Here is a 23,367-nt window from a genome sequence, read left to right as displayed (position 1 = left end):
GAGGCGCCGACGCCGTTCCGGTGCGCCCGGCGGGCGTCGCGGCTCAGCGCCCGCCGGCGGGGAGCAGTCGCGCGATGACGGCCAGGAGCCGCTCGATCGACTCGTCGCTGCCCTCGTCGGGGTCGCTGACCCCCATGCCGAGCTGCGCCGTGTTGGCGTAGAGGCCGTCGGACATCAACACGATGGCACGAGCGGTGTCGGGGTCGCCGACGGCGTCCTCCACCGTGCGCAACCAGCTCCGGCGGATGTCCGCCATCGCGTCGCTCGCCTGGGCGTGCTGTCCCTGCGCCAGCCGCGCGACGGCGATGATCGTCCGGTCGAACGGGGTGCCGCAGTCGACGGAGGTGCGCACGAAGTACTCGACGACGCCCTCCGGGGCCGCGAGCATCCGCGCCGTGTCGGCCTCGCTCATGTCCGAGAGCCGCTCGATGAGGCCGTCGACGAGGGCCTCCTTGCTGCCGAAGTGGTAGAGCAGTCCGCCCTTGGAGACGCCGGCCGCCGCGGCGACGGCGTCGAGGGTGGCGGCGCGTTCGCCCTGCTCGATGAGGAGTTCGGCGAAGGCGTCGAGGACGCGTTCTCGGGCTGCGGTCTGCTTCGCCATGGCTCCATCGTATTCGGCTCGTCGGATTCGGATTGATACTATACCGGCTGGACGGTATAGTCGAGCGGGCGGCGCCCGACCGGCGCCGTTCTCCACGCTTTGAAAGAGGTCACCGTGTCCACCGCCACCGAACCCACCGCCGTCGCCGCTCCCCGTGCCGGTCGGCGAGCCTGGTTCGCGCTCGCCGTCCTCATGCTCCCCGTCCTGCTGGTGTCGGTCGACAACACGGTCCTCAACTTCGCGCTGCCCGCGATCTCGAGCGCGCTCACCCCGACCGGGACGCAGCTGCTCTGGATCGTCGACATCTACCCGCTGGTCCTCGCCGGCCTGCTCGTGTCGATGGGCAGCCTCGGCGACCGCATCGGTCGTCGTCGTCTCCTGCTCATCGGCTCCATCGGATTCGGTGTCGTCTCCGTCGCCGCGGCGTTCGCGCCCAGCGCCGAGCTCCTGATCGCGGCTCGGGCGGCGCTCGGGTTCTTCGGTGCGATGCTCATGCCGTCGACGCTCTCGCTGCTGCGGAACATCTTCCTCGACCGCGACCAGCGACGGTTCGCCATCGCCGTCTGGGCCAGCGGGTTCGCCGCCGGCAGCGCGCTCGGGCCGATCGTCGGTGGGATCATCCTCGAGCACTTCGCCTGGGGCGCGGTGTTCCTGCTCGCCGTCCCGGTGCTCCTGCCGCTCGTCGTCCTCGCGCCCTTCCTCATCCCGGAGTCGAAGGACCCGAACCCTGGACGCATCGACGTGCCGAGCATCGTGCTCATCCTCCTGACGATGACGCCACTCGTGTTCAGCATCAAGCACCTGGCGGAAGCCGGCTTCGACCTGCTCACGGTCGCCTCGATGGTCGTCGGCGTGATCAGCGGCGTCCTGTTCATCCGCCGTCAGCTCCGCCTCGAGCATCCGCTGCTCGACCTGAGCCTGTTCCGGCGGGCCTCGTTCAGCGGCGCCGTGGTCATCAACCTGCTGAGCGTGACGGCGCTCGTCGGTGGGCTGTTCTTCGTGTCGCAGCACCTGCAGCTGGTGCTGGGTCTGCAGCCGCTCGACGCCGGGCTCGTCCTGCTCCCCGGCCTCATCGTGATGATCATCGCCGGCCTCGTGATCGTGCCCATCTCCAAGCGGGTCCGTCCGGGCATCGTGGTCCCGATCGCACTCGTCGTCTCCGCCGTCGGATACGCCTCCATCGCGATCACCGGGGGAGACGTTTCGGCCCTCGGGATCGGCCTCGCGTTCGTCGCCCTCGGGCTCGGCATCGGCTCCGCCGAGACGGTGTCGAACGAGCTCGTGATCGCGAGTGCGCCGCCGGAGAAGGCCGGTGCGGCGTCCGGTGTCTCCGAGACCGCCTACGAGCTGGGCGCGGTGCTCGGCACGGCGACGCTCGGCACCGTGCTCACCGCGTCCTACCGTTCCTCGGTCGTCCTGCCGGACGGACTGACCGCCGCCCAGCAGCAGGCGGCGGGGGAGACCCTGGGTGGTGCGGCGACGGTCGCCGAGCAGCTGCCCGGTGACCTCGCGGGCGCACTCATGGACTCCGCGCGGCACGCCTTCGACAGCGGTGTCGGTGTCGCAGCGTGGATCGGCGTCGGCCTCATCGTGGCCGCCATGCTCGTCGCGGCGATCGGTCTGCGCCGGGTCCGGTAGGGCTCCGTGGATCGTGCCACCCGGAGACGGGTGGCACGATCCACCCGAGGTCGGAGGCGTTAAGCTGGGCGCACACCGTCGTCGCATCCTCAGGAGTCGCATGTCCCGCACCGTCAAGCTCGCAGTCATCCCCGGCGACGGGATCGGTCCCGAGGTCGTCGGCGAGGCGCTCAAGGTCCTCGATGCGGCGGTGCAGGGTGGCGACGTCCGGTTCGAGCAGACGCCCTTCTCGCTCGGCGCCGCGCGGTTCCTCGAGACCGGCGACGTGCTGACCGACGCGGACCTCGCCGCGATCGCCTCGCACGACGCCATCCTCCTCGGAGCGGTCGGCGGCGTGCCCGGCGACCCCCGGCTCGCGAACGCGAACATCGAGCGCGGGCTGCTCCTCAAGCTCCGGTTCAGCCTCGACCACTACGTGAACCTGCGCCCGACCGTCGTGTACCCGGGTGTCCCGAGCCCGCTGAGCGAGCCCGGCGACGTGGACTTCGTCGTGGTCCGAGAAGGCACGGAGGGGCCGTACGTCGGCAACGGCGGAGCGATCCGCCAGGGCACGCCCCACGAGATCGCGAACGAGGTGTCGGTCAACACCGCCTACGGCGTGGAGCGGGTGGTGCGCTACGCGTTCACCGCTGCGGCCGCGCGTCGGCGGAAGCTCACCCTCGTCCACAAGACCAACGTCCTCGTCTTCGCCGGGTCGCTCTGGAAGCGCGTCGTCGACGCGGTGTCCGCGGAGTTCCCCGACGTCGCGGTCGACTACCTGCACGTCGACGCGGCCACCATCTTCCTCGTCACGGATCCTGCTAGATTTGACGTCATCGTCACGGACAACCTCTTCGGCGACATCCTCACCGATCTGGCCGGCGCGATCAGCGGCGGCATCGGACTCGCGGCCTCGGGAAACATCAACCCGGACGGCACGTACCCGAGCATGTTCGAGCCCGTCCACGGATCGGCGCCCGACATCGCCGGGAAGCAGCTGGCCGACCCGACCGCCGCCATCCTCTCCGTCTCCCTGATGCTGTCGCATCTCGGGCTCGAGACGGAGGCGGCGCGAGTCGCCACTGCCGTCACCGCCGACATCGCCGCCCGCACCGGCGCAGCACGCACGACGACCGAGGTCGGCGATGCGATCGCGGCCCTCGCGGCGAACCGGTAGACGCCCACCAGACACGCAGATCACGACGGAAGACACCATCATGACGATCAACCTCCCCATGGCGCAGCGCGAACTCGCCTTCACCGTGACCCCAAACGAGCAGCCCGTCCCCGCCGCAGAGCGCGACGCGATCCTCGCCGACCCGGGCTTCGGGCAGCACTTCACCGACCACATGGTCGACATCTGCTGGTCCGAGCGCGGTGGATGGCACCGCCCACGAGTCCAGGCGTACGGTCCGATCTCGCTCGACCCGGCCGCCGCCGTCCTCCACTACGCCCAGGAGATCTTCGAGGGCCTGAAGGCGTACCGTCACGCCGACGGGTCCATCTGGTCGTTCCGCCCCGACGCCAACGGCCGTCGCCTGCAGCGCTCGGCCAAGCGGCTCGCGCTGCCGGAGCTCCCGGTCGAGTACTTCGTCGAGTCGATCAAGCAGCTCATCGCCGTCGACGGTGCCTGGGTGCCCTCCGCGCCGGAGACCAGCCTGTACCTGCGGCCGTTCATGTTCGCCAAGGAGGCCTTCCTCGGCGTCCGCCCCGCGAAGAAGGTCAACTACTACGTCATCGCCAGCCCGGCCGGCGCGTACTTCACCGGCGGCGTCACCCCCGTGTCCATCTGGCTGTCCACCGACTACAGCCGTGCGGGCAAGGGCGGCACCGGGGCGGCGAAGACCGGCGGCAACTACGCGTCCTCCCTGCTCCCGCAGGCCGAGGCGTACGAGCACGGGTGCGCCCAGGTGCTCTTCCTGGACGCGCAGGAGGCGACCTACATCGAAGAGCTCGGCGGGATGAACGTCGTCCTCGTCAAGCGCGACGGCACGCTCGTCACGCCGGAATCGGACTCGATCCTCGAGGGCATCACCCGCGACAGCATCCTGCAGCTCGCGGAGGACCGCGGACACCGGGTGGAGCGTCGCCGGGTCACGATCGACGAGTGGCGCGAGGGCGTCGAGAGCGGCGACATCGTCGAGGTGTTCGCCTGCGGCACGGCTGCGGTCGTCACGCCGATCGCGCAGCTGAAGGCCAAGGACTTCACCGTGGGCGACGCCGACGCTCCGGCGGGCGAACTGACGATGTCGCTGCGTCAGGAACTGACCGACATCCAGTACGGTCGCCTGCCCGACCGCCACGGGTGGATGACGCGTCTCGACGCCGAGTAGCCTCCGAGCAGCCTGGGAAGCCCCGCACCTCGTGCGGGGCTTCCGTGTCGCCGGGGCACCTCGGGATAGGCTTGCCTGGTGAAAATCGCTCGCTTCAGTCACGATCAGGCCATCCGCTACGGCATCATCGACGACGCGGATCTCGTCGTCCTCGACGGCGATCCGCTCTACTCGGGCTTCGAACCGACGGGGGAGCGCGTCCCGCTCGCTGATGCGGTCCTGCTCGCGCCGGTCATCCCTCGTTCCAAGGTCGTCGCCGTCGGCAAGAACTACCACGACCACGCAGCCGAGATGGGTGGGGAGGCTCCCACCGAGCCGCTGCTCTTCCTGAAGCCCAACACCTCCGTGGTCGGGCCGGGAGACGCCGTCGTCTTCCCCAAGCAGTCCGAGCGCATCGACTTCGAGGGCGAACTCGCCATCGTGATCGGCGGCGTCGCCAAGAACGTCAGCGCGGAGCGTGCCGACGAGGTCATCTTCGGCTATACGATCGCGAACGACGTCACGGCCCGCGACCTCCAGGAGTCCGACGGCCAGTGGGCCCGCGCGAAGGGCTTCGACACGTTCTGCCCGCTCGGCCCCTACATCGAGACGGAGTTCTCCTTCGACGGCGCGACGATCGAGACCCGCGTCGACGGTGAGGTCCGCCAGCACGCCCCGCTCTCCGACATGGTGCACTCCATCGGCGCGATCGTCGAGTACGCGTCCGCCGTCTGGACACTCCTCCCGGGTGACGTCATCCTGACCGGGACGCCGGCCGGCGTCGGACCCTTCACCGACGGCCAGGTCGTCGAGGTCGAGGTCTCGGGCATCGGCATCCTGCGGAACACCGGCCGCCGGCCCTGACCCGCGTCAGCTGCGCTGGTCGAGAGCGGTCAGCGCAGCTGCGACGTCGTCGTCGGTGTTCCAGAGGTGGAACGCGACCCTCGCCCGGCCGGCGCGACCCGATGCCGTGATCCCGGCCGACTGCAGCGCCCGGAGGTCGTGTCCATCGGGATCCGTCCACGTCACGATGGCCGAGGCCGTCCCGGTGAGGAGCGACCGGCTCTCGCCGATGCCCGCCCGGAGCGCCGCTGCGAGCCGGGTGTCGTGCTCGTACACGGCGACGGCGTCGACCGCCGCGAAGAGGGCGATGGCGGGCTCGGCGCCGACCCAGGCCTGCCAGGCGGGGGAGACGTCGAACCGTCGTGCACTCTCGGCGAGATGCAACGGCGGGCCGTAACAGGACGACCAGACGTCGTCGCCCGAGTACCAACCGGCCTGGCTCGGCCGGAGGCGGTCCATCACCTCGTCGCGCACCGTCATGAACGCCACGCCTCGTGGGGCGCAGAGCCACTTGTAGGCGTGGCACACGGTGATGTCGTCGGCCGAGGCGTCGACGGGGAGCCACCCGGCCGCCTGTGTGAGGTCGTTGAACGTCAGCGCGCCGTGGACGGCCGCCGCCTCACGGATCGCGACCACGTCGGCGACCGCGCCGGTCGCGGACTGCACTGCGGAGTAGGCGACGAGCCAGGTCGAGGCGTCGATATGGGAGGCGAGTTCGATGAGCGGTGCGTGGCGGACACGCACGCCGCGGTGCGCCTGCATGAGGAATGGAGCGACGAGTGAGCTGAAGTCGCCCTCGACGCAGAGGACCTCGGCGCCGTCCGGCACCGACGCCGCGACCATGGCGACCATGGCGGAGGTCTGGGATCCGATCGCGACCGAGCGGACCGGCACGTGGACCAGCTCGGCGAAGGAGCCGCGCACCCGCTCGACGACGGCGCCGTAGGCGGCTGCATCGGTTCGAGCCGCCTGCCACGCGGAGAGGTCGGCCATGATGGCGTCCGTCGTGCCCGTCGTCGGCAGTCCCAGCGTGCAGGCGGCCAGGTAGCCGGGTGCGGATGGGAAGGATCCGCTGGCTTCCTGGAGGCTGAGGGTGCTCATGCATCCAGTCTCTTCGCCGGGTATCCATGCCACAAGGACCGGCTCTCGATGAGAACCATAACGAGCGATTATGCTTCGAGGATGTCCACCCTCTCGCCGCCGCCCTCGTCATCGGCCCTCGACGCCGGTTCCCTCCTCGTCGTCGGCGCCATCGCCTCGACCGGGTCGATCACGGCCGCCGCGCACGCGCTCGGCTCGAGTCAACCGGCGGTGAGCCAACATCTCCGCCGGCTCGAGCGTCGGCTCGGCATGCCGGTCGTCGAGCGCGTCGGTCGCGGCGTCCGCCTCACCGAGGCCGGTGCGATCCTCGCCGGACACGCGGTGGCGGTGGACCGAGCGGTGCGCGCGGCGTCCGAGGAGGTCGCGGCACTCGCGGGGTTGCGGAGTGGGCGGGTGCGCCTCGTCGCCTTCCCGTCGGCGTCGTCGATGCTCGTGCCGCAGCTCCTCGCTCGCCTGGCCGACGAGCATCCGGGGATCGGCGTCTCCTTCGTCGAGGCCGAACCGCCGGAGGCCGTCGCCGCGGTCCGTGCCGGTGAAGCCGACGTCGCGATCACCTTCAGCTACCCGGACGATCCGGACGACCCGCATCGGGAGAGCGCGGCCGGACTCCGCGTGCGCCGGTTCGGAACCGACCCGATGCGTCTCGTACTCCCGGTCGGCCACGCTCGAGCCGGTGACCGACAGGTCGACCTCGCGGCCCTCGCCGGTGAGCGTTGGATCGCGGGTTGTCCGCGTTGCCGAGGTCATCTCCTCGGTCTCTGCCGGTCGAGCGGCTTCGAGCCCGTCATCGCGCACGAGACCGACAACGCGATCGCGGTCACCGCCCTGGTGGCGGCCGGGCTCGGCGTCGCCCTGCTCCCAACCCTCGCGCTCGCGGCCGCACAGCTGCCGACCGAGGTGGTCGTGCTGCCGACGCGCAACGACGACGACCGGGCGCTCCACCTCGTCAGCGCCGAGCACGCGGACCGCATCCCCGCCGTCGCTGCACTCCTGCGGATCGCCGCGTCCCTGGGCGGCGCGACTAAGATGACAGGCGATGTCTGACACGATTACGCACCCCTTCTCCACGGCTTCCGGCACCGACGTCCGCGTCCGGTTCTGCCCGTCGCCGACCGGCACGCCGCACGTCGGTCTCGTCCGCACGGCGCTGTTCAACTGGGCGTACGCCCGGCATACGGGGGGCAAGCTCGTCTTCCGGATCGAGGACACCGATGCCGCTCGCGACAGCGAGGAGAGCTACGAGCAGCTCGTCGACGCGCTCACGTGGCTGCGGCTCGACTGGGACGAGGGCGTCGGCGTCGGCGGACCCCATGCGCCGTACCGGCAGTCCGAGCGGAGCGACATCTACGCCGACGTGATCGCGCGGCTGACGGCTGCCGGGCACCTCTACGAGAGCTTCTCGAATGCCGACGAGATCGACGCCCGCAACGAGGCGGCCGGCCGGCCGAAGCAGTTCGGGTACGACAACTTCGACCGCGACCTCACCGACGAGCAGCGCGCCGCATTCCGAGCCGAGGGCCGCGAGCCGGCGCTCCGTCTGCGGGTCCCGGACGACGACCTCAGCTTCGACGACCTCGTGCGCGGTGAGATCACCTTCCCGGCCGGGTCGTTCACGGACTTCGTCCTCGTGCGCCCGAACGGCAAGCCGCTCTACACGCTCGTGAACCCCGTCGACGACGCCATCATGCAGATCACCCACGTCCTCCGCGGCGAGGACCTCCTGCCGTCGACGCCGCGGCAGATCGCGCTGTACCACGCGCTCATCGACATCGGTCTCACGACCTTCGTCCCGCGGTTCGGTCACCTGCCGTACGTCATGGGCGAGGGCAACAAGAAGCTCTCGAAGCGGGACCCGGAGGCGAACCTCTTCCACCACCGCGACCGCGGCTTCGTGCCGGAGGGGCTCATCAACTACCTCGCGCTCCTCGGGTGGTCGCTGAGCGGCGACCGCGACGTCTTCTCGATCGACGAGATGATCGCCGCGTTCGACGTCGTCGACGTCAACCCGAACCCGGCGCGCTTCGACCTCAAGAAGGCGGAGTCGATCAACGGCGACCACATCCGACTGCTGGAGCCGGCCGACTTCCTTGGCCGCATCACGCCGTACCTCGTCGAGGCCGACGTGGTGGGCGAGCCCGTCACCGAGGCGCAGCAGGCCGTGCTCGAGCAGGCCGCCCCGCTCGTCCAGGAGCGCATCGCGCTGCTCGGCGAGGTCCCCGCGCTCCTCGGCTTCCTGTTCCGCGGTGCCGCGGAGCTCGAGTACCAGGAGGACGCGCTCAAGGGGCTTCCGGCGAACGCCGGTGAGGTGCTCGCCGCGTCCATCGGCGCACTTGAGCTCGTCCCCGAGTCGGAGTGGACGGCTGGTTCGATCCAGGACGCGCTCGCCGGCGCGCTCATCGAGGGCCTCGGACTGAAGCCCCGTATCGCCTACGGCCCGCTGCGCGTCGCCGCGTCCGGGCGTCGGATCTCCCCGCCGCTCTTCGAGTCGCTCGAGATCCTCGGGAAGACGGAATCGATCACGCGACTCGATCGGCTCTCCGTGCACCTCGCGTCATGAACGACTCGTACGACGTCGTCGTGGTCGGCGCGGGACCCGCGGGACTCTCGGCCGCGCTGAACCTGGCGCGCGCGCGTCGGCGCATCCTCGTGCTCGACGGCAATCGCCCACGGCACGCTGCGACGCTGCGCTCGCACGGTTTCCTCACCCGCGACGGCATCGCTCCGCTGGATCTCCGGCGAATGGGGCGCGAGGAGGTTGCCGCCTATGCGAACGCGGAGGTCCAGTTCGCGTCCGTGCAGTCGATCGAGGCGACCACCGACGGCTTCCACGTCGTCGCCCAGGGGGTCCGCGGCGAGCCGGATCGCGACGTCGTGACCCGGACGGTCGTCGTCGCGAGCGGTCTCACGGAGACGCTGCCGAAGGTCACGAACCTGCGGGCCTTCTACGGAACGGATCTGCACAGCTGCGTCGAGTGCGACGGGTACGAGAAGGCCGACGCGCCGCTCGCGCTCATCGGCGAGACGACGGACCTGGCGGAATGGGCGATCCTCATCGCACAGTGGTCGTCGGACCTCATCGTCTTCACGAACGGTACCGACACCGTCACCGGTCCCGAGGAGGCCGCGCTCGCCTCCGCGGGCATTCGGGTCGAGCGCGGAGCGATCGCGGAGCTCGACGGCGGTCGCGACGGCTTCACCGGTGTCCGCCTCGCCGACGGTGCGCTCATCCCGCGCTCCGGGGGCTTCGTGCGGCCGCAGTGGGCCGCGCCCCTCGGATATCTGGAACAGCTCTCACTCGATCGCGACACCGACGGGTACGTCGTGGTCGACGCCTGGGGTCGCACGTCCGTGCCGGGCGTGTACGCCGCCGGCGACATCACGCCTCCCGGTCCGCAGCAGCTCATCGTCGCGGCCGGGAACGGCGCTCGAGTGTCCCGAGCACTCAACCGGGACCTCGCGGGCGTCCCCAGCTGAGTGACCCGCGACGCGCCCGGGACGCCTCGATTTGAGACGACCGCCTCCGTAGGCTAGTGTTGTTCTTCGGTCGGGGCTTCGTTTCTGACAGTGGGGTATGGTGTAATTGGCAACACGACTGATTCTGGTTCAGTTGTTCTTGGTTCGAGTCCAGGTACCCCAGCAGTACAGCATCACCACGACGAAGGCCCGCGATCATCGCGGGCCTTCGTCGTTTCCGGCGTGCTGTGCAGCTCCGTGGGCTGGCGACGCCGCCGAACCACCGACGTCTCTCACCGCGGCTCCGAATCCTCCTCCACGGATGTGCGCTCGAATGCGATGATGCGCTCGACGGCCGGGATGATCTGCGAGGCCATCCGACGGAAGACCTCCGGGCCCTGACCGAACGGGTCGACGACGTCGTCCTGCGCCGGATCAGGGAGTCGCGCGCTCGTCCGGTTGGCCGCCAGTTCGGGGCCAAGATGCTTCCAGCGCCCTGCTCGAGGGCGGGGGAGTCGTCCCGAGTCGACGGTGTCGAGGAGCCGGGCGAACTCACGCAGGGAGAAGGTTCGACGCAGCGCCTCCGGGCATAACCTGAGGACGGCGCTGCGATGCTCCCGCGTCATGGTGAGGACGACGTCCTGTCGAGCCACGAGGTCGGCGGTGAGCTGCGTCGCGGTGAAGTCGGCGGCCGTCGCGGCGAGCGGACCGAGCAACGCCGCACTCGAGGCGTCGATCGGGTGTCCGCGCAGCGCCCCCGTCCCGGCGCTCCGCACCTCGAAGCCGCACGCGTCGACCTCCGCCAGCCCGCTCGTGAGGAGGAACTCGGCATACGGGGACCGACAGATGTTGCCGGTGCAGACGATCAGGATTCGGGTCGGAGGCGGATCGAGCGGGGTGTTCATGCTGTGGTCCGCCGCGGTCGACGCGTCGGGGCGGTCCGGTGGTAGTGCGCGTAGGACGACGACTGCTCTCCTCGAGCCACCTCGACGCGGTTGAGGACGACCCCGAGGAGCTTCGCCTGGACGAAGCTGAGGTTCTCGAGGGACTGCCGGAGCTGATCGCGGTGCAATCGCCCGTCGGCCGACGCCACGAGCAGAACCCCGCTAGCGAGGGTCGACAGTGCTGTCGGGTCCGAGACGTTGATGAGCGGGGGTGTGTCGATGACCACCACGTCGTACGCGCGTTCCATCTCGGAGAGCGCGCGCTCCATCGCCGCCGATCCGAGGAGTTCACTCGGATTCGGCGGCAGCTCGCCGGAGGTGAGGACGGCGAGACGCCCCGCCCCGTCGACCGCTTGCGAGGCCTCGCCGAGGCTGATCCTGCCGGTGAGCACGGTCGTGAGCCCGACCGCATCCTCGAGTCCGAACATCTCGTGCTGGCGGGGTCGGCGCAGGTCCGCATCGACGAGGAGGACGGCGTTCCCCGCCTCTGCGAGGACGAGCGCGAGGTTCGCCGCGGTGGTGCTCTTCCCCTCGCCCGGGACCGAGGACGTGACCATCACGCTGCGGAGTCCGCCGTCGATGGAGGCGAACTGGAGGTGCGTCCGAAGTTGCCGGAAGCTCTCGGCGCGCCGGCTGTAGCTCTCCGTCGATCCGAGGATGAGTTGCGCCGCGTCGGTGGGCTCCGTGTGGAAGGCGCCGAGGATGCTCGTGTCCGTGAGCTTCTCGATCGCCGAACGACCACGGAGTCGGGTGTCGAGGACCTCGATGAGCAGTGTGATCCCGACGCCCAGGGCGAGGCCGGTGAGGACGCCCACCGCGAGGTTCTGCAGCACGTTCGGCGCAACGGGCGACCGGGGTGGAGACGCCGGTTCCACGATCGTCAGCCCGACCGGGGTCGGATCACCTGGTGCACCGGCGGAGCCCACCTCGTTGGCGCTCTCGACATCGTCGACCAGGTCGACGAGCACCTGGGCTGCGGTGTTCGCGATGCGGGCTGCTGCAACCGGATCGCTGTCGACGGCGGAGATGTTGATCAGGACCGACTGCGCGGGATTGGACGCTGAGATCGTCCCGATGAGCGACGCGGGGTCGAGGTCGAGGCGGTCAGCCACCGTGGACCGCACCGTCGAGCCGGTGGCGAGGATCACGTATGAGGCGACGCGGCTCTGGGCGAAGGTGTTGCCCTGATTGAGGTCGCCCACGGAGTCTCCACCGGTGACGGCCACGAACAGCTGGCCCGTCGATTGGTAGACGGGTTTGGTGATGAGCGTGTATCCGTGGGCGAGTGCGGTGGCCCCCAGCGTGATCGCGACGATGAGCAGCCAACGATGGCGGAGGATGCGCAGGTAGTCCTTCAGGTCCATCCTGATATGTTAGTCGTCTGGCATGTCCGCCGCGTCGGCGGACATGACGCAGGGCCTGGACTCACGAGTCCGGGCCCTGCATGACGGTGGTGGGGCGGTCTGCCGTTCAGGCGGCCTTGCCGAACCGGTCGGTGCCGTTCGCACGAGGTCGGCGCGGGGCGCGGTTCGTCTGACGGACCGTCGGTTCGGTCATGACGGGTCGTTCACTGCCGACCACGGTGCGGTCTGCGACCCTGGCATCCCGATCGACGCTCGCGCCGTGGGCGACCTGGACGTCGGCACCCAGACGGGCGTCGCTTCCGACCCGCGCTCCGCGTCCGATGACACAGCGCTCCCCGATGTGGACGTTCGCGCCGATGAAGGCGCCTTCCCCGATCACCGCGGACCGGTCGATCCAGGTTCCGGCACCGATCCAGGCGTTGGCACGGATGTCCGCGTCAGCCTCCACGAAGGTGGTGCGTTCGATGAACGCCGACGGATCGATCAGTGCACGAGCTGCGACCATGCCCTTGCCGTTCGGGTGGTGACGGTACCGTTCCACCTCGCCGGTCCGGCCTTCGATCTCTTCGTACACTCTCGCCATGGGTGACCCCCTTCTGGTCTACTCAACACTGGGGACAACGCCGGGTGGCTCCCGGTCATTCCTTCCCGGGGCCTGCCTGGGAATCCCATGAGTCTCGTGCTGTGCTGTAGAGGGTGTTCGGAGGAGGAGGCCGCCGCGGTTTGGTCGTGACCGGTCATTGGAAGTCGCGCGAACGGGTGTTCGCCCCGATCCGGAGCGCTTCCAACCGATCCGCCACCAGATTGACGATGCCTTCCGGTGATCGCTCCAGCATGCCGCGGACCACCATCGCCGGGGCTTCCCTGGCCACGCGGCGATACCGGTTCCAGACGCCGACACTGCAGATCACGTTGACGAGTCCCGCTTCGTCCTCGAGGTTCATGAAGGTGATGCCGCTCGCCGTCGCCGGCCGTTGCCGATGCGTCACGACACCCCCGACCTCCACGCGACGGTCCGTCTGCGCCGTCAGGAGTTCGTCGGACCGCAGCGCACCTCGTCGTGTGAGATCGGCACGGACGTGGCGGATGGGGTGGTCGTCGGTCGACATCCCGGTCGACCAGATGTCGGAGATGAGTTGTTCGGCGGCCGTCGGAACCGGGAGCAACGGCGGCTGCACGGTCGTGAACGTCCCCTCGAGCTGGTCGGGACGATGCCGACTGGCCTGCGCTGCGCCCCACATCGCCTCACGACGGGTGAGGCCGAATCCGTCGAAGGCGCCCGCCGCCGAGAGCGACTCCAACTGCGAGGAGCTCAGGCCGATCCGCCTGGCCAGGTCGGCCTGGCTGGTGAACAGCCCTCCGGACTCCCGTTCGGCGACGATCCGCTTCGCGAGCTCCTCACCGATCCCCTGGACGGAGGAGAGACCCAGCCGGACGGCGAGTGCGCCGTCGCGCCGGTGTCCTGCCGAATCGTCGGGAAGGAGTGGATCGAAGAGCCCGGTCGGTCCCTGATCGTGTTCGAGGCAGCGCGTGCGTCCGCCGGGAGCGACCGGGGCACCGGGGGCGGCCTCCGGGTCGAGCGCTTCGAGGCCGGCCTGTGCGCCGGAGCGATGCAGATCGGGACGAAGGACGGAGACGCCGTGTCTGCGGGCGTCGGCGACGAGCGTCATCGGCGAGTAGAACCCCATGGGCTGCGCCCGGAGCAGGGCCGCGAGGAACGCCCCCGGGTAGTGCAGACGCAGCCAGGCGCTCACGTAGACGAGGAGGGCGAAGCTCAGGGAGTGGCTCTCGGCGAAACCGAAGTTGGCGAAGGCCTGGATCTTGGCGTACACGGCATCGGCGTCCGCTCCGACGATGCCGTTACCGGCCATGCCGAGGTACAGCGTGTCCTTGAGGCTCTCGATCTTCTCCTCGCCGCGCTTCGATCCCATCGCCCGGCGCAGGAGGTCCGCATCCTCGGCCGAACACCCACCGACGGCCATCGCCATCTGCATGAGCTGCTCCTGGAACAGCGGCACGCCGAGCGTGCGTTCGAGGACCGGTTCGAGGCTCGGGTGGAGGTAGGTGATGGGCTCCTGGCCGGTCTTCCGGCGCAGGTAGGGGTGCACCGCGCCGCCCTGGATGGGCCCCGGGCGGATCATGGCGACCTCGATGACGAGATCGTAGAACCGGCGGGGGAGCAAGCGCGGCAGCATGCCCATCTGCGCGCGGCTCTCCACCTGGAAGACCCCGATGGTGTCGGCCCGGCAGAGCTGGTCGTAGACCCCTGCTTCGTCCTTCGGGATGGTCTCCAGGGTCCAGCGCTCCCCGGTGTGTTCGGCCACGAGGTCGAAGCAGTACTGGATGGCCGAGAGCATGCCGAGACCCAGGAGGTCGAACTTGACGAGACCCATCCAGGCGCAGTCGTCCTTGTCCCACTGGAGGACCGTGCGACCGTCCATGCGCCCGTGCTCGATCGGGCAGACCTCGCCGACCGGCCGATCGGTCAGCACCATGCCACCCGAGTGGATGCCCAGGTGCCGGGGCAGGGTGAGCATCTGCTGCGCGAGGCCGACGACGCGCTCGGGGATGTCGTGGTCGGTGCTCGACATGACCCCGCCCCAACGCTCGACCTGTTTCGACCAGGCGTCCTGCTGACCGGGGCTGTACCCGAGCGCCTTGGCGGTGTCGCGGACGGCGAACTTCGGCCGATAGCTGATGATGTTCGCGACCTGAGCGGCGTTGCGGCGTCCGTAGGTCTCGTAGACGTACTGGATGGCCTCCTCGCGCCGGTCGGAGTCGAAGTCGACGTCGATGTCGGGCTCCTCCTCTCGCATGCTGGAGAGGAACCGTTCGAACGGCAGCTCGTAGAAGATCGAGTCGACGGCGGTGATCCCGAGCAGGTAGCAGACGGCCGAGTTCGCGGCGGAACCGCGTCCCTGGCAGAGGATGCCCCGGCCGCGGGCGAAACTGACGATGTCGTGCACGATCAGGAAGTACCCGGGGAAGTCCTTCTGCTCGATGACCTCGAGCTCCCGTTCGATGCGTCGGAGGTGTTCGGGAGTGGCGTCGGGGTACTTGACGGGGACGGCTTCGAGCACGAGGTGCCGAAGCCAGCTCATGGGCGTATGGCCCTCCAGGACGCGCTGTCGCGGGAGCTTCGGGCGGACCGCCCGCAGGCTGAAGGCGAGTTCGTCGGCCAGCTCGACGCTCCGTGCCACCGCTCCGGGGTATCTGGCGAACCGGTCCGCCATCTCGGCGCCGCTCCGCAGGTGCGCGGTTCCGGCCGCGGGAAGCCATCCGTCGAGCTCGTCGAGGCTGCGTCGTGCTCGGACGGCCGCCAGCGCGGTCTGGAGTCGATGCTGCTCGGGCGTGGCGTAATGGACGTTGCCCGTGGCGACGACGGTGAGGTCGAGCAACGCCGCGATCTCGGCGAGTGCATCGTTCTCCGCCGAGTCCTCCGGGTGGCCGTGGTCGCTCAACTCGACGACGACGTGCTCCGGACCGAACAGGGCGACGAGTCGGTCGACCGCGGCGGCGGCGGCCTCCAGACCGTGCTCACGGAGCGCGGTGCGGACGAACCCCTTGCGGCACCCGGTGAGCACGGTCACGTGGCCGGCGACGGAGGCGGCGAGCCGCTCGAGGTCGTAGATCGGGTGACCCTTCTCGGCTCCGTCGGCGAGTTGTGCGTCCGTGATCGCACCGGCCAGGCGGTGATACCCCTCTGCTCGACGGGCGAGCAGGAGCAGATGATGTCCGACGGGGTCGGGGACGCCGTTCTGCGGCCGGTCCAAGCCGATGGACAGTTCGGCACCGTAGACCGTCCGGAGGTCGGGGAACCGTTCCGCCGCCTCGGCCATCCGGACGACACCGTAGAAACCGTCGTGGTCGGTGAGCGCGAGCGCGTGCAGGCCGAGTGCCGCAGCCTCTTCGACGAGCCGCTCCGGCGGGCTCGCGCCGTCGAGGAAGCTGAAGCTCGAGTGCGCGTGGAGTTCCGCATAGGGGACCCGCGTCGTCGACGGGCGCTGCTCCGGTGGTTCGGGGACGTACGGTTGACGCTTCCGCGACCAGGCCGGGCTGTCCCCACCGTCGGCTCCCAGCGGCAGGGTGGCCGGACGGCTCGCGTCGGACAGACGGCGCTCGAACTCCGACCATGAGACCGGGGGGTTGTTCCATCCCATGCTGGGCTCCTTCGTCATGCGGTGTGGTGCGGACGTGATGCGGTTCAGTCGTAGCGGGCCTCAGCCCTCCAGTGCTGCTCCTCCAGCAGGAGCAGCCAGGCGTCACCCGAGTCGTCGAGGACCTGGAGACGGTGGACGCGATGGTGGCCGTCGTCGTCCCACCAGCGTTCGTCGATGCTCCAGGGGCCGGCCCAACCGTCGATGACGTGCCAGTCCGAGAAAGCGAAGAACCGTGCGGGTGCTGCACTCACGGTGCTGCGCTCGTCGACCGCCACAGCCTGGCCCGTCGCGTCGACGACCTCGACCGGCACGGCGGTGTCGAAGACGGTCGAGGGAGCCGCTCCCGGGATGGTCCCTGGCCACGGCCGGTTCCGACGTTCGGCCACGGCTGCCTCACCACCCGGCGGAACGCTGCCCCAGGGGACGAGGATGCGGCGGTCGAGGAGGAGGCGGCCGCCGGACGGCACCGCGGTCACGACGCCGTCGTGGCCGAGCATGCTCTGGACGCGGGCGAGTCCGCTGTGGATGCGTTCGTCCGGTCCGCTGCCCCAGAGTCCTTCCTCGTGTTCCGCAGCGTCGTCGAGGGTCTCCGGGACGACCTCGACGAGTTCGACGGGAGAGGCGAGTCCGTGATCGATGTTGGACGCGCCCTGCAACTGCCAGCGCACGCGATCGAGGACGTCGCCGGCGGTGAACCAGCGTGGGTGGAGCCAGGTGCGGGTGGAGCGCTCCCCGCGCTCGCTCCGCATGCTGATCGTGATCGCGGTGGTCACGAGGCCGGCCTCCGCCAGGCCGGTGATGAACCGTTCCGCGGACTGCCGGAACCCGAAGGTCAGCTGGTCGATGCGGTCGAGCGGGGGCTCGAAGGCTATCGACACGGCCAGCTCGGTGGGTGGCACGCGAGGGACGACGCTTCGGGCGTCCGCGCCGGCTGCGAGGCGGTGCGCTCGGGCGCCGTCGGGGCCGAAGCGGTCGCGGACCTCGGTCGCGGGCAGTGCGCCGAACGCTCCCAGGGTGCTGATCCCGAGCCGGTGGAGCAGTGAGCTGAGTTCGGGGCGCCCGAGGGTGGACAGGGGGAGCGGGGCCAGGAAGGCGGGAGAAGCTCCGGAGGGGATGACGATGATCCGGGAACCGTCCTGCTGGAACGCGGTGGACCTCGCAGCCTGCTCCGCGGCGAACGGGCCGTCGGCGATGCCGATCCGTGCATCGGGGACACCGAGCTCGTCGAGACGGGCCAGGAGCACCTCCGCCGCAGCCGACTCGCCGCCGTAGTATCTGCTCGGTCCTCGGGATCGGATGGCGCAGAGCCCGGCCCGGAAGGGCTGGACGCCCGGCATGAGTTCCTCGATGCCGAGGAGGATCGGCTCGAAGGCGCGGGTGTCGACGACCGGGTCGTAGTCGGCGGTCGCCAGTTCCGGACAGCGGGCCTCAGCCTCGCGGACACGGAGTCCTCGCCGCACTCCTGCTCGACGTGCGCTGGCGTCGCAGGCCAGGACCTCACCATGCTCGACCAGGGCCAGCGGAGCGTCGGTCGTGTCCTCGGACAGCGTCCCGGAGAGTCGTGCCGCCACGATCGGCCAGTCGGGGCACCAGAGGACCATGGTGCGCTCGACCGGTCCCGCAGGCGGTTCGGTCGTCATCGGTTCACGACCATCGGGAGCCGGACGACCGTGTCGTCGTCGATGAGGCCGGAGCCGGCGAGCTGCGAGGTGCGATCCTCGATCGATCCCAGGGGCAGCGTCAGGTGCGCGGTCCTGGGCCGGCCCGCAGCCCCCTGGCCGAGCATCGAGCTGACGGTGAGCCGCCGATGCCGGAGATGTCCGTGCCCCGCCCCGAGGCCGCTCCAGGAGCTCTCGGTCACGCGCAACGTCGCATCGCTCTGCGGCCAGGAACCGAGGACGATCAGTGCGGCTTCGCGCTGCCGGAGGCGAGCCGCGAGTCTGGCGGCGTCGCTCGGGGCGATCCGTCCGGGAGGCGCGGTGATGAGCACGCCGGCGACGTCGGCCATGGCCGCGGTGACCGTGAGCCAGTCCGGACCGGGCTGGGGGACGAGGACGAGCCGTTCGAGGTCGATGCCCATGGAGGCCGCCGCCTCTACGCCGAACGACGGGAGACCGATGACGGCGCACCACGTCCCGGCTGCGGACGGCCCGGCCATGAGCGACATGGCGAGTGCCGTGGAGCCGAGGACGGAGTAGCTGCCTCCGGCCTGGAGAGCGCCACCGGGCAGGAGCCGGGAGAGCTCAGGAGCGGTCGGCAGGGACCGGGTGTCGAGGCGCGTCCCCTGCATCCGCTTGATGCGCCCCTGGAGTTCGTGCAGCTCGGTCGCGGTGTCCGCCCTGACGGGGGAGTCGACGAGTGCGCGGAGGGCCATGGCTCAATATTCGAACATATCTTCGAACAAGTCAACCGGCTCGATCCGGTCTCGACGACGACTGACGGATGACTCGACCATGGTCCCGCATCCCACCGACACGCGGTCCGCGGTGTCAGCGGCGCCCGGTACGCTGGGCCCATGTGCGGACGTTTCGTCGTGACCGAATCCACCGAGGAACTCATCGAGCTCTTCGACATCGACCACGCGGCTGCCGAGCTGCCCGGGCCCTCGTACAACGTGCGCCCGACCGAGCAGATCCCGATCATCCTCGACTCGGTGAAGACGGGGCCGGTGGTCCGCCGGCTCGAATCGGCGCGGTGGTCACTCGTGCCGTCGTTCGCCACCGAGCTGAAGAGTCAGTACCCGACCTTCAACGCTCGCGCGGAGGAGGTCACCACCAAGCCCACGTTCGCGCCATCGGTCAAACAGAAGCGCGCGTTGGTGCCTGCTGCCGGGTACTACGAGTGGCACACCGAGGGCGCGACGAAGACCCCGTACTACGTGCAGACCGCGGGTGGTGAACCGATCGTCTTCGCGGCCCTCTACTCGTGGTGGCGCGACCGCTCGCTACCGGACGACGACCCGCGCCGTTGGGTGCTGAGCGCGACCATCCTCACGCGGCCGGCGGTCGGTCCCTTGCAGGAGCTGCACCCACGGACGCCGGTGACGCTGCCTCCGGAATGCTGGGACGCCTGGCTCGATCCGCACCACGAGGCCGATCAGGACGAGGTCGACGAGATGGTGTCCGCAGCGACCGACGTCGCGGAGCAGCTCGTCTTCCACCGGGTGGCGCCGTTGCAGGGTGATGGACCGGAGCTCATCCTCCCCGTCCAGGAGTAGCCGCAGGAGGAGCGTCGCCCGGAGGCACCGAACTGCCCCGGGGATACCGGGGGCTGGCCCGAAAACACAGAACCGCCCCTGACGCGAACGTCAGGGGCGGTTCTCGGTGTCTCAGACGCGAGGGCTGGAATGACCGGCCGCTCGGATCGTCAGCTCCGACTGATCAGAGAATCAGAGGGGGCGGATGTTCTCGGCCTGCAGGCCCTTGGGGCCCTGGTTGGTCTCGAACTCGACCTTCTGGTTCTCCTCGAGCGAGCGGTAGCCGCTCGTCGCGATGGCGGAGAAGTGTGCGAAGACGTCGGCGCTGCCGTCGTCAGGAGTGATGAATCCGAAGCCCTTTTCGGCGTTGAACCACTTCACAGTTCCAGTTGACATGTATTTCCTCTTTCATGAGTGACCGTTCCCGACTTTCGGGCCCGTTCGTCGCGGTGTTCTTTGCTCGCTCCTCAGAAAAGCAGCGTATCCATCGGTGGAAACGCGGCTTGAAATACCTGCGCAACACAACAACTTCGATCCACGTTAGCCCATCTCGGCTCGAAACGGCAGCCGAACACGTAACGGATTGGCCAATTCTGCGTCTTTTCTCGACATCTGGCGGGTAAGCGGCCTGATCTGGGGTCGGATGTCGTGATGTGGGGTGATTCTTCAGACACCGACCGTAGGCTGTGGCCATCTGCAGAGCTCGCGCTCGTCCGAGCATCCGCTCATCGCCCCGGCTGGGAAGTCGACACGATTCCTCCGGAGTGCCCATGTCAACTGAAGCCATCCTCGGCCCGGTTCGTGCCACGAGCCCCCGCAAGCCCGGCGCTGCGAACGTCACCAGCTCCTACTCGTCGCTGTTGAAGACGGTTCGCGAAGCGGGGCTCCTCCGCCGCCACCGCACGTTCTACATCCTCACGTTCTCGTTCCTCGTGATCGCGCTCCTCGGCTGCGTCACCGGGTTCGTCCTACTCCGCGAGTCCTGGTTCCAGTTGCTCATCGCCGGCGCGCTCGGCATCATCCTCACCCAGTTCGCCTTCCTCGCCCACGAGGCCTCGCACCGTCAGGTCTTCGAGTCGGGCCGCGCGAACGACCGCGCCGGACGCTTCCTCGCGGCGGGCATCGTCGGTATCAGCTACTCGTGGTGGATGACGAAGCACACGCGCCACCACGCGAACCCGAACCAGGTCACCAAGGACCCCGACATCGAGATCGACACGATCTCCTTCATCGAGGAGGACGCGGCGAAGGCCAAGGGCCTGCAGGCGCTGATCACCCGCAAGCAGGGCTACCTCTTCTTCCCCCTCCTCATGTTGGAGGGCATCAACCTCCACGCGCTGTCCTTCAAGACCCTCTTCGGTCCGGGCAAGGTGGACGGCCGCGCCGCCGAGATCAGCATGATCGTCGCCCGCGTCGGTCTGTACCTGGCAGCGATCTTCCTCTTCCTGCCCGTCGGCATGGCGTTCGCGTTCCTCGGCGTCCAACTCGCGGTCTTCGGCGTCTACATGGGTGCGTCCTTCGCGCCGAACCACAAGGGCATGCCGATCATCCCGGCCGACATGAAGCTCGACTTCCTCCGCAAGCAGGTGCTGACCTCGCGCAACGTCCGCGGCTTCGGCATGGCCACCTTCATGGGCGGCCTCAACTACCAGATCGAGCACCACCTGTTCCCGAGCATGCCTCGCCCGGCTCTGGCCCGTGCTCGCGTCATCGTGCGGGAGCACTGCGAGACCCAGCAGGTGCCGTACACGGAGACGACCCTGCTGCAGTCCTACGCCATCGTCATCGAGTACCTCAACCGGGTCGGCCTCTCAGCCCGCGACCCGTTCGACTGCCCGGCGGCGGCGAACTTCCGCCGCCGGTAGTCGACCGGTCTCAGACCTCGAGCGTGTCGAGCGGGGCGAGCGGGTAGTAGGTCCCGCCGCCCTGTTCGGTCGCCCACTGCAGGCGGTCGTGCGACATGCTCTGCCCCGGCCCGGAGAGCACCATCTCGTGCGTCCCGAACGCGCGCTTCGGTGCGACGGCGGTGACGAAGTCCATGCCCTCGGAGATCTTCATCCACGGTGCACCCGCCGGCGCGGCCAAGAGGTCGACGTCGACGCCCTCCGGGACGGTGAAGGAATCGCCGGGGTAGTACACGAGGTCGTTGATGAGGACGCCGACGTTGTCGATCACCGGGATCGACGAATGGATGACCGCGTGGGTCCCGCCGAAGAAGCGGAGCGTGAACGGCCCGGCTTCGACCACGTCTCCCGGGGCGACGACGGTGATGTCATAGCCGTCCGCGGCGGCGGCGACACCGGCCGGTCCGTAGAGGACGGCCTCCGGGCTCGCGGCGAGGATGCGGTCGAGGTGCTCCGCGGTCCAGTGGTCGGGGTGCAGGTGCGTGATCAGGACCGCCGCGGTGTGCTCCACATCGGAGATCGGGGACGTGAACGCACCCGGGTCGACGATCAGCTTGGCGCCGTCCGTCTCGAGGAGGAATGCTGCATGTTCGAACTTCGTGAGTCTCATAGGACGAGTGAATACCGTGGGAGCGCCGGGGGCAACCCGGTGGTCCGGGTGTCCACCCGCTGTGGGCCTGTCAGAATCGGCAGGTGACCACGCAGCCCCGACGCATCGGCGTCGCCATCAACCCGACCGCGTCGTTCGGATCGACCCGAGCCGTGGGCCCGATGGTGCTCGACGCCCTCGAGCAGGCCGGGCACCGCGCCGTCCGCCTGCAGGAGCAGACGGTCGGGCAGCTCCGAAGCGCGGTGCAGACTGCGATCGAGGCCGGCTTGGACGCGCTCGTCGTCGTCGGAGGCGACGGCATGGTGAGTCTGGCCGTCGAGGCGGTACGCGACTCGGGCCTGCCCTTCGGCGTGGTCCCGTCCGGTACGGGCAATGACATCGCCAGGGGACTCGGGATCCCGTTGGGTGATCCCGCGGCCGCGATCGCGTCCCTGCTCCGTGCGCTCGAGGGCGAGCCGCGCGTGATCGACGCCGGCACGGTGACGGACGGCGAGCGGACGACCTGGTTCGTCGGTGCGGTGTCCGCAGGCTTCGACGCCCTCGTGAACGAGCGGGCGAACCGCATGCGACGTCCGCGCGGGCGCAGCCGGTACACGATCGCGATCCTCCGGGAGCTCCTGGCCCTGAGGTCTCGCCGGTACGAGCTGACCGTGGACGGGGCGCCGGAGACGGTCGATGCCGTCCTCCTCGCCGTCGCGAACAACACCTCGATCGGTGGTGGCATGCTCATCGCGCCGCAGGCGGACCTCGCCGACGGCCGATTCGACCTGTTCATCGTCGCACCCGTGTCACGGTTCCGGTTCCTCCGGCTGTTCCCCAAGGTCTTCTCTGGTGCCCACACGGATCTCGACATCGTGCGACTGTCTCGGGTCCGTTCGGTCTCGATCGCCGCGGACGGTGTCACCGCCTATGCCGACGGGGAGCGGATCGGTCCGCCGCCGGTCACGATCGACGTGGTCCCGGGTGCCCTCCGCGTGCTCGCCTGAGCCGGTTCGCCCGACCGCGGCCACCGCGCGACACGCCCGTCGGATGCCGCTGGTGGCCTCGATTTGTACGGCTCGAAATCGTATGGCATACTCATATCCGTTGCTTACGGCCCCATCGTTTAGCGGCCTAGGACACCGCCCTCTCACGGCGGCAGCACGGGTTCAAATCCCGTTGGGGTCACAACACCGAACGAAGCCTCGCTCTCCTGAGTCATCAGGGAGCGGGGCTTCGTTCATTTGGCGGCTCGAGCGTGCCCCGGGAGGTCCACGCAGGCT

20 protein-coding genes and 2 tRNA genes are annotated in these 23,367 nt (G+C 69.4%); 12 read left to right on the top strand and 10 right to left on the bottom strand.

Annotated features, from left to right (window positions below; genetic code table 11):
* Positions 1-43: 43 nt before the first annotated feature.
* Positions 44-601 (bottom strand): TetR/AcrR family transcriptional regulator, encoded by a 558-nt coding sequence (locus tag IFT89_RS20580; protein WP_079705616.1) that lies wholly within the window; start codon positions 599-601, stop codon positions 44-46.
* A gap of 114 nt (positions 602-715) precedes the next feature.
* Between IFT89_RS20580 and IFT89_RS12130 the strand changes: the two genes are divergently transcribed.
* The 4 genes from IFT89_RS12130 (at position 716) to IFT89_RS12115 (ending at position 5,394) form a co-directional block, all read left to right on the top strand.
* On the top strand, positions 716-2,239 hold the full coding sequence (locus IFT89_RS12130; RefSeq protein ID WP_307783498.1) for an MFS transporter: 1,524 nt from the start codon (positions 716-718) through the stop codon (positions 2,237-2,239).
* 100 nt (positions 2,240-2,339) lie between these two features.
* Complete coding sequence (locus tag IFT89_RS12125) at positions 2,340-3,395, top strand: 3-isopropylmalate dehydrogenase (protein ID WP_191940845.1); 1,056 nt, start codon at positions 2,340-2,342, stop codon at positions 3,393-3,395.
* 40 nt (positions 3,396-3,435) lie between these two features.
* Positions 3,436-4,551 (top strand): branched-chain amino acid aminotransferase, encoded by a 1,116-nt coding sequence (locus IFT89_RS12120; RefSeq protein ID WP_191940846.1) that lies wholly within the window; start codon positions 3,436-3,438, stop codon positions 4,549-4,551.
* Between the two features lie 78 nt (positions 4,552-4,629).
* Positions 4,630-5,394 (top strand): fumarylacetoacetate hydrolase family protein, encoded by a 765-nt coding sequence (locus IFT89_RS12115; RefSeq protein WP_064296260.1) that lies wholly within the window; start codon positions 4,630-4,632, stop codon positions 5,392-5,394.
* Positions 5,395-5,400: 6 nt separating this feature from the next.
* Here IFT89_RS12115 and IFT89_RS12110 read toward each other — a convergent pair whose 3' ends face one another.
* Positions 5,401-6,474 carry an aminotransferase class V-fold PLP-dependent enzyme gene (locus IFT89_RS12110; protein WP_202939079.1) on the bottom strand — a complete coding sequence of 358 codons (1,074 nt, stop codon included), beginning with the start codon at positions 6,472-6,474 and terminating at the stop codon, positions 5,401-5,403.
* An 81-nt stretch (positions 6,475-6,555) separates the two neighbouring features.
* Here IFT89_RS12110 and IFT89_RS12105 point away from each other — a divergent pair, with 81 nt between their 5' ends.
* The 4 genes from IFT89_RS12105 to IFT89_RS12090 all read left to right on the top strand — a co-directional run bounded on the left by IFT89_RS12105 (position 6,556) and on the right by IFT89_RS12090 (position 10,111).
* Entirely contained in the window at positions 6,556-7,518 is a 963-nt protein-coding gene (locus IFT89_RS12105) for a LysR family transcriptional regulator (protein WP_192018153.1), read from the top strand.
* Positions 7,511-9,031 (top strand): glutamate--tRNA ligase, encoded by a 1,521-nt coding sequence (gene gltX, locus IFT89_RS12100; protein WP_202939078.1) that lies wholly within the window; start codon positions 7,511-7,513, stop codon positions 9,029-9,031. Before IFT89_RS12105 ends, gltX begins: the two co-directional genes overlap by 8 nt.
* The gene (locus IFT89_RS12095; RefSeq protein ID WP_202939077.1) at positions 9,028-9,948 is read left to right on the top strand and encodes an NAD(P)/FAD-dependent oxidoreductase; all 921 of its coding nucleotides are present in this window, start codon (positions 9,028-9,030) and stop codon (positions 9,946-9,948) included. The genes gltX and IFT89_RS12095 overlap by 4 nt, the downstream gene beginning before the upstream one ends.
* A gap of 91 nt (positions 9,949-10,039) precedes the next feature.
* A tRNA-Gln gene (locus IFT89_RS12090) sits at positions 10,040-10,111 on the top strand.
* 109 nt (positions 10,112-10,220) lie between these two features.
* Here the strand turns inward: IFT89_RS12090 and IFT89_RS12085 are convergent.
* From IFT89_RS12085 to IFT89_RS12060, 6 genes are all read right to left on the bottom strand, one after another.
* Positions 10,221-10,832: an arsenate reductase/protein-tyrosine-phosphatase family protein gene (locus IFT89_RS12085; protein WP_202939076.1), complete on the bottom strand. Its 612-nt coding sequence runs from the start codon at positions 10,830-10,832 to the stop codon at positions 10,221-10,223.
* Complete coding sequence (locus tag IFT89_RS12080; RefSeq protein WP_202939075.1) at positions 10,829-12,235, bottom strand: polysaccharide biosynthesis tyrosine autokinase; 1,407 nt, start codon at positions 12,233-12,235, stop codon at positions 10,829-10,831. The genes IFT89_RS12085 and IFT89_RS12080 overlap by 4 nt, the downstream gene beginning before the upstream one ends.
* 106 nt (positions 12,236-12,341) lie before the next feature.
* Positions 12,342-12,818: a DapH/DapD/GlmU-related protein gene (locus IFT89_RS12075; protein WP_079002213.1), complete on the bottom strand. Its 477-nt coding sequence runs from the start codon at positions 12,816-12,818 to the stop codon at positions 12,342-12,344.
* Positions 12,819-12,972: 154 nt separating this feature from the next.
* Positions 12,973-16,395, bottom strand: a complete 3,423-nt coding sequence (locus IFT89_RS12070; RefSeq protein ID WP_202939074.1) for an error-prone DNA polymerase — start codon at positions 16,393-16,395, stop codon at positions 12,973-12,975.
* 44 nt (positions 16,396-16,439) lie between these two features.
* Entirely contained in the window at positions 16,440-18,035 is a 1,596-nt protein-coding gene (locus tag IFT89_RS12065) for a DNA polymerase Y family protein (RefSeq protein ID WP_202939073.1), read from the bottom strand.
* The gene (locus IFT89_RS12060; protein ID WP_191940855.1) at positions 18,032-18,769 is read right to left on the bottom strand and encodes a hypothetical protein; all 738 of its coding nucleotides are present in this window, start codon (positions 18,767-18,769) and stop codon (positions 18,032-18,034) included. Before IFT89_RS12060 ends, IFT89_RS12065 begins: the two co-directional genes overlap by 4 nt.
* Positions 18,770-18,910: 141 nt before the next feature.
* Here IFT89_RS12060 and IFT89_RS12055 point away from each other — a divergent pair, with 141 nt between their 5' ends.
* Positions 18,911-19,612 carry an SOS response-associated peptidase gene (locus IFT89_RS12055; protein WP_079705628.1) on the top strand — a complete coding sequence of 234 codons (702 nt, stop codon included), beginning with the start codon at positions 18,911-18,913 and terminating at the stop codon, positions 19,610-19,612.
* A 171-nt stretch (positions 19,613-19,783) separates the two neighbouring features.
* On the opposite strand, the gene IFT89_RS12050 is transcribed toward IFT89_RS12055, so the two are convergent.
* Positions 19,784-19,987 carry a cold-shock protein gene (locus tag IFT89_RS12050; protein ID WP_056006986.1) on the bottom strand — a complete coding sequence of 68 codons (204 nt, stop codon included), beginning with the start codon at positions 19,985-19,987 and terminating at the stop codon, positions 19,784-19,786.
* A gap of 374 nt (positions 19,988-20,361) precedes the next feature.
* On the opposite strand from IFT89_RS12050, the gene IFT89_RS12045 reads away from it, so the two are divergent.
* Positions 20,362-21,456, top strand: a complete 1,095-nt coding sequence (locus IFT89_RS12045; protein ID WP_085510601.1) for a fatty acid desaturase family protein — start codon at positions 20,362-20,364, stop codon at positions 21,454-21,456.
* A gap of 10 nt (positions 21,457-21,466) precedes the next feature.
* Here the strand turns inward: IFT89_RS12045 and IFT89_RS12040 are convergent, their stop codons facing one another.
* On the bottom strand, positions 21,467-22,105 hold the full coding sequence (locus tag IFT89_RS12040; RefSeq protein WP_086473586.1) for an MBL fold metallo-hydrolase: 639 nt from the start codon (positions 22,103-22,105) through the stop codon (positions 21,467-21,469).
* A gap of 83 nt (positions 22,106-22,188) precedes the next feature.
* Here IFT89_RS12040 and IFT89_RS12035 point away from each other — a divergent pair, with 83 nt between their 5' ends.
* Positions 22,189-23,091, top strand: a complete 903-nt coding sequence (locus tag IFT89_RS12035) for a diacylglycerol/lipid kinase family protein (RefSeq protein WP_202939072.1) — start codon at positions 22,189-22,191, stop codon at positions 23,089-23,091.
* Between the two features lie 108 nt (positions 23,092-23,199).
* Positions 23,200-23,272, top strand: a tRNA-Glu gene (locus IFT89_RS12030).
* The last annotated feature ends 95 nt before the right edge of the window (positions 23,273-23,367 follow it).

The organism is Plantibacter sp. CFBP 13570 (assembly GCF_014841395.1).
GTDB lineage: Bacteria > Actinomycetota > Actinomycetes > Actinomycetales > Microbacteriaceae > Plantibacter > Plantibacter auratus.
This window is presented reverse-complemented; position numbering and strand designations above follow the sequence as displayed.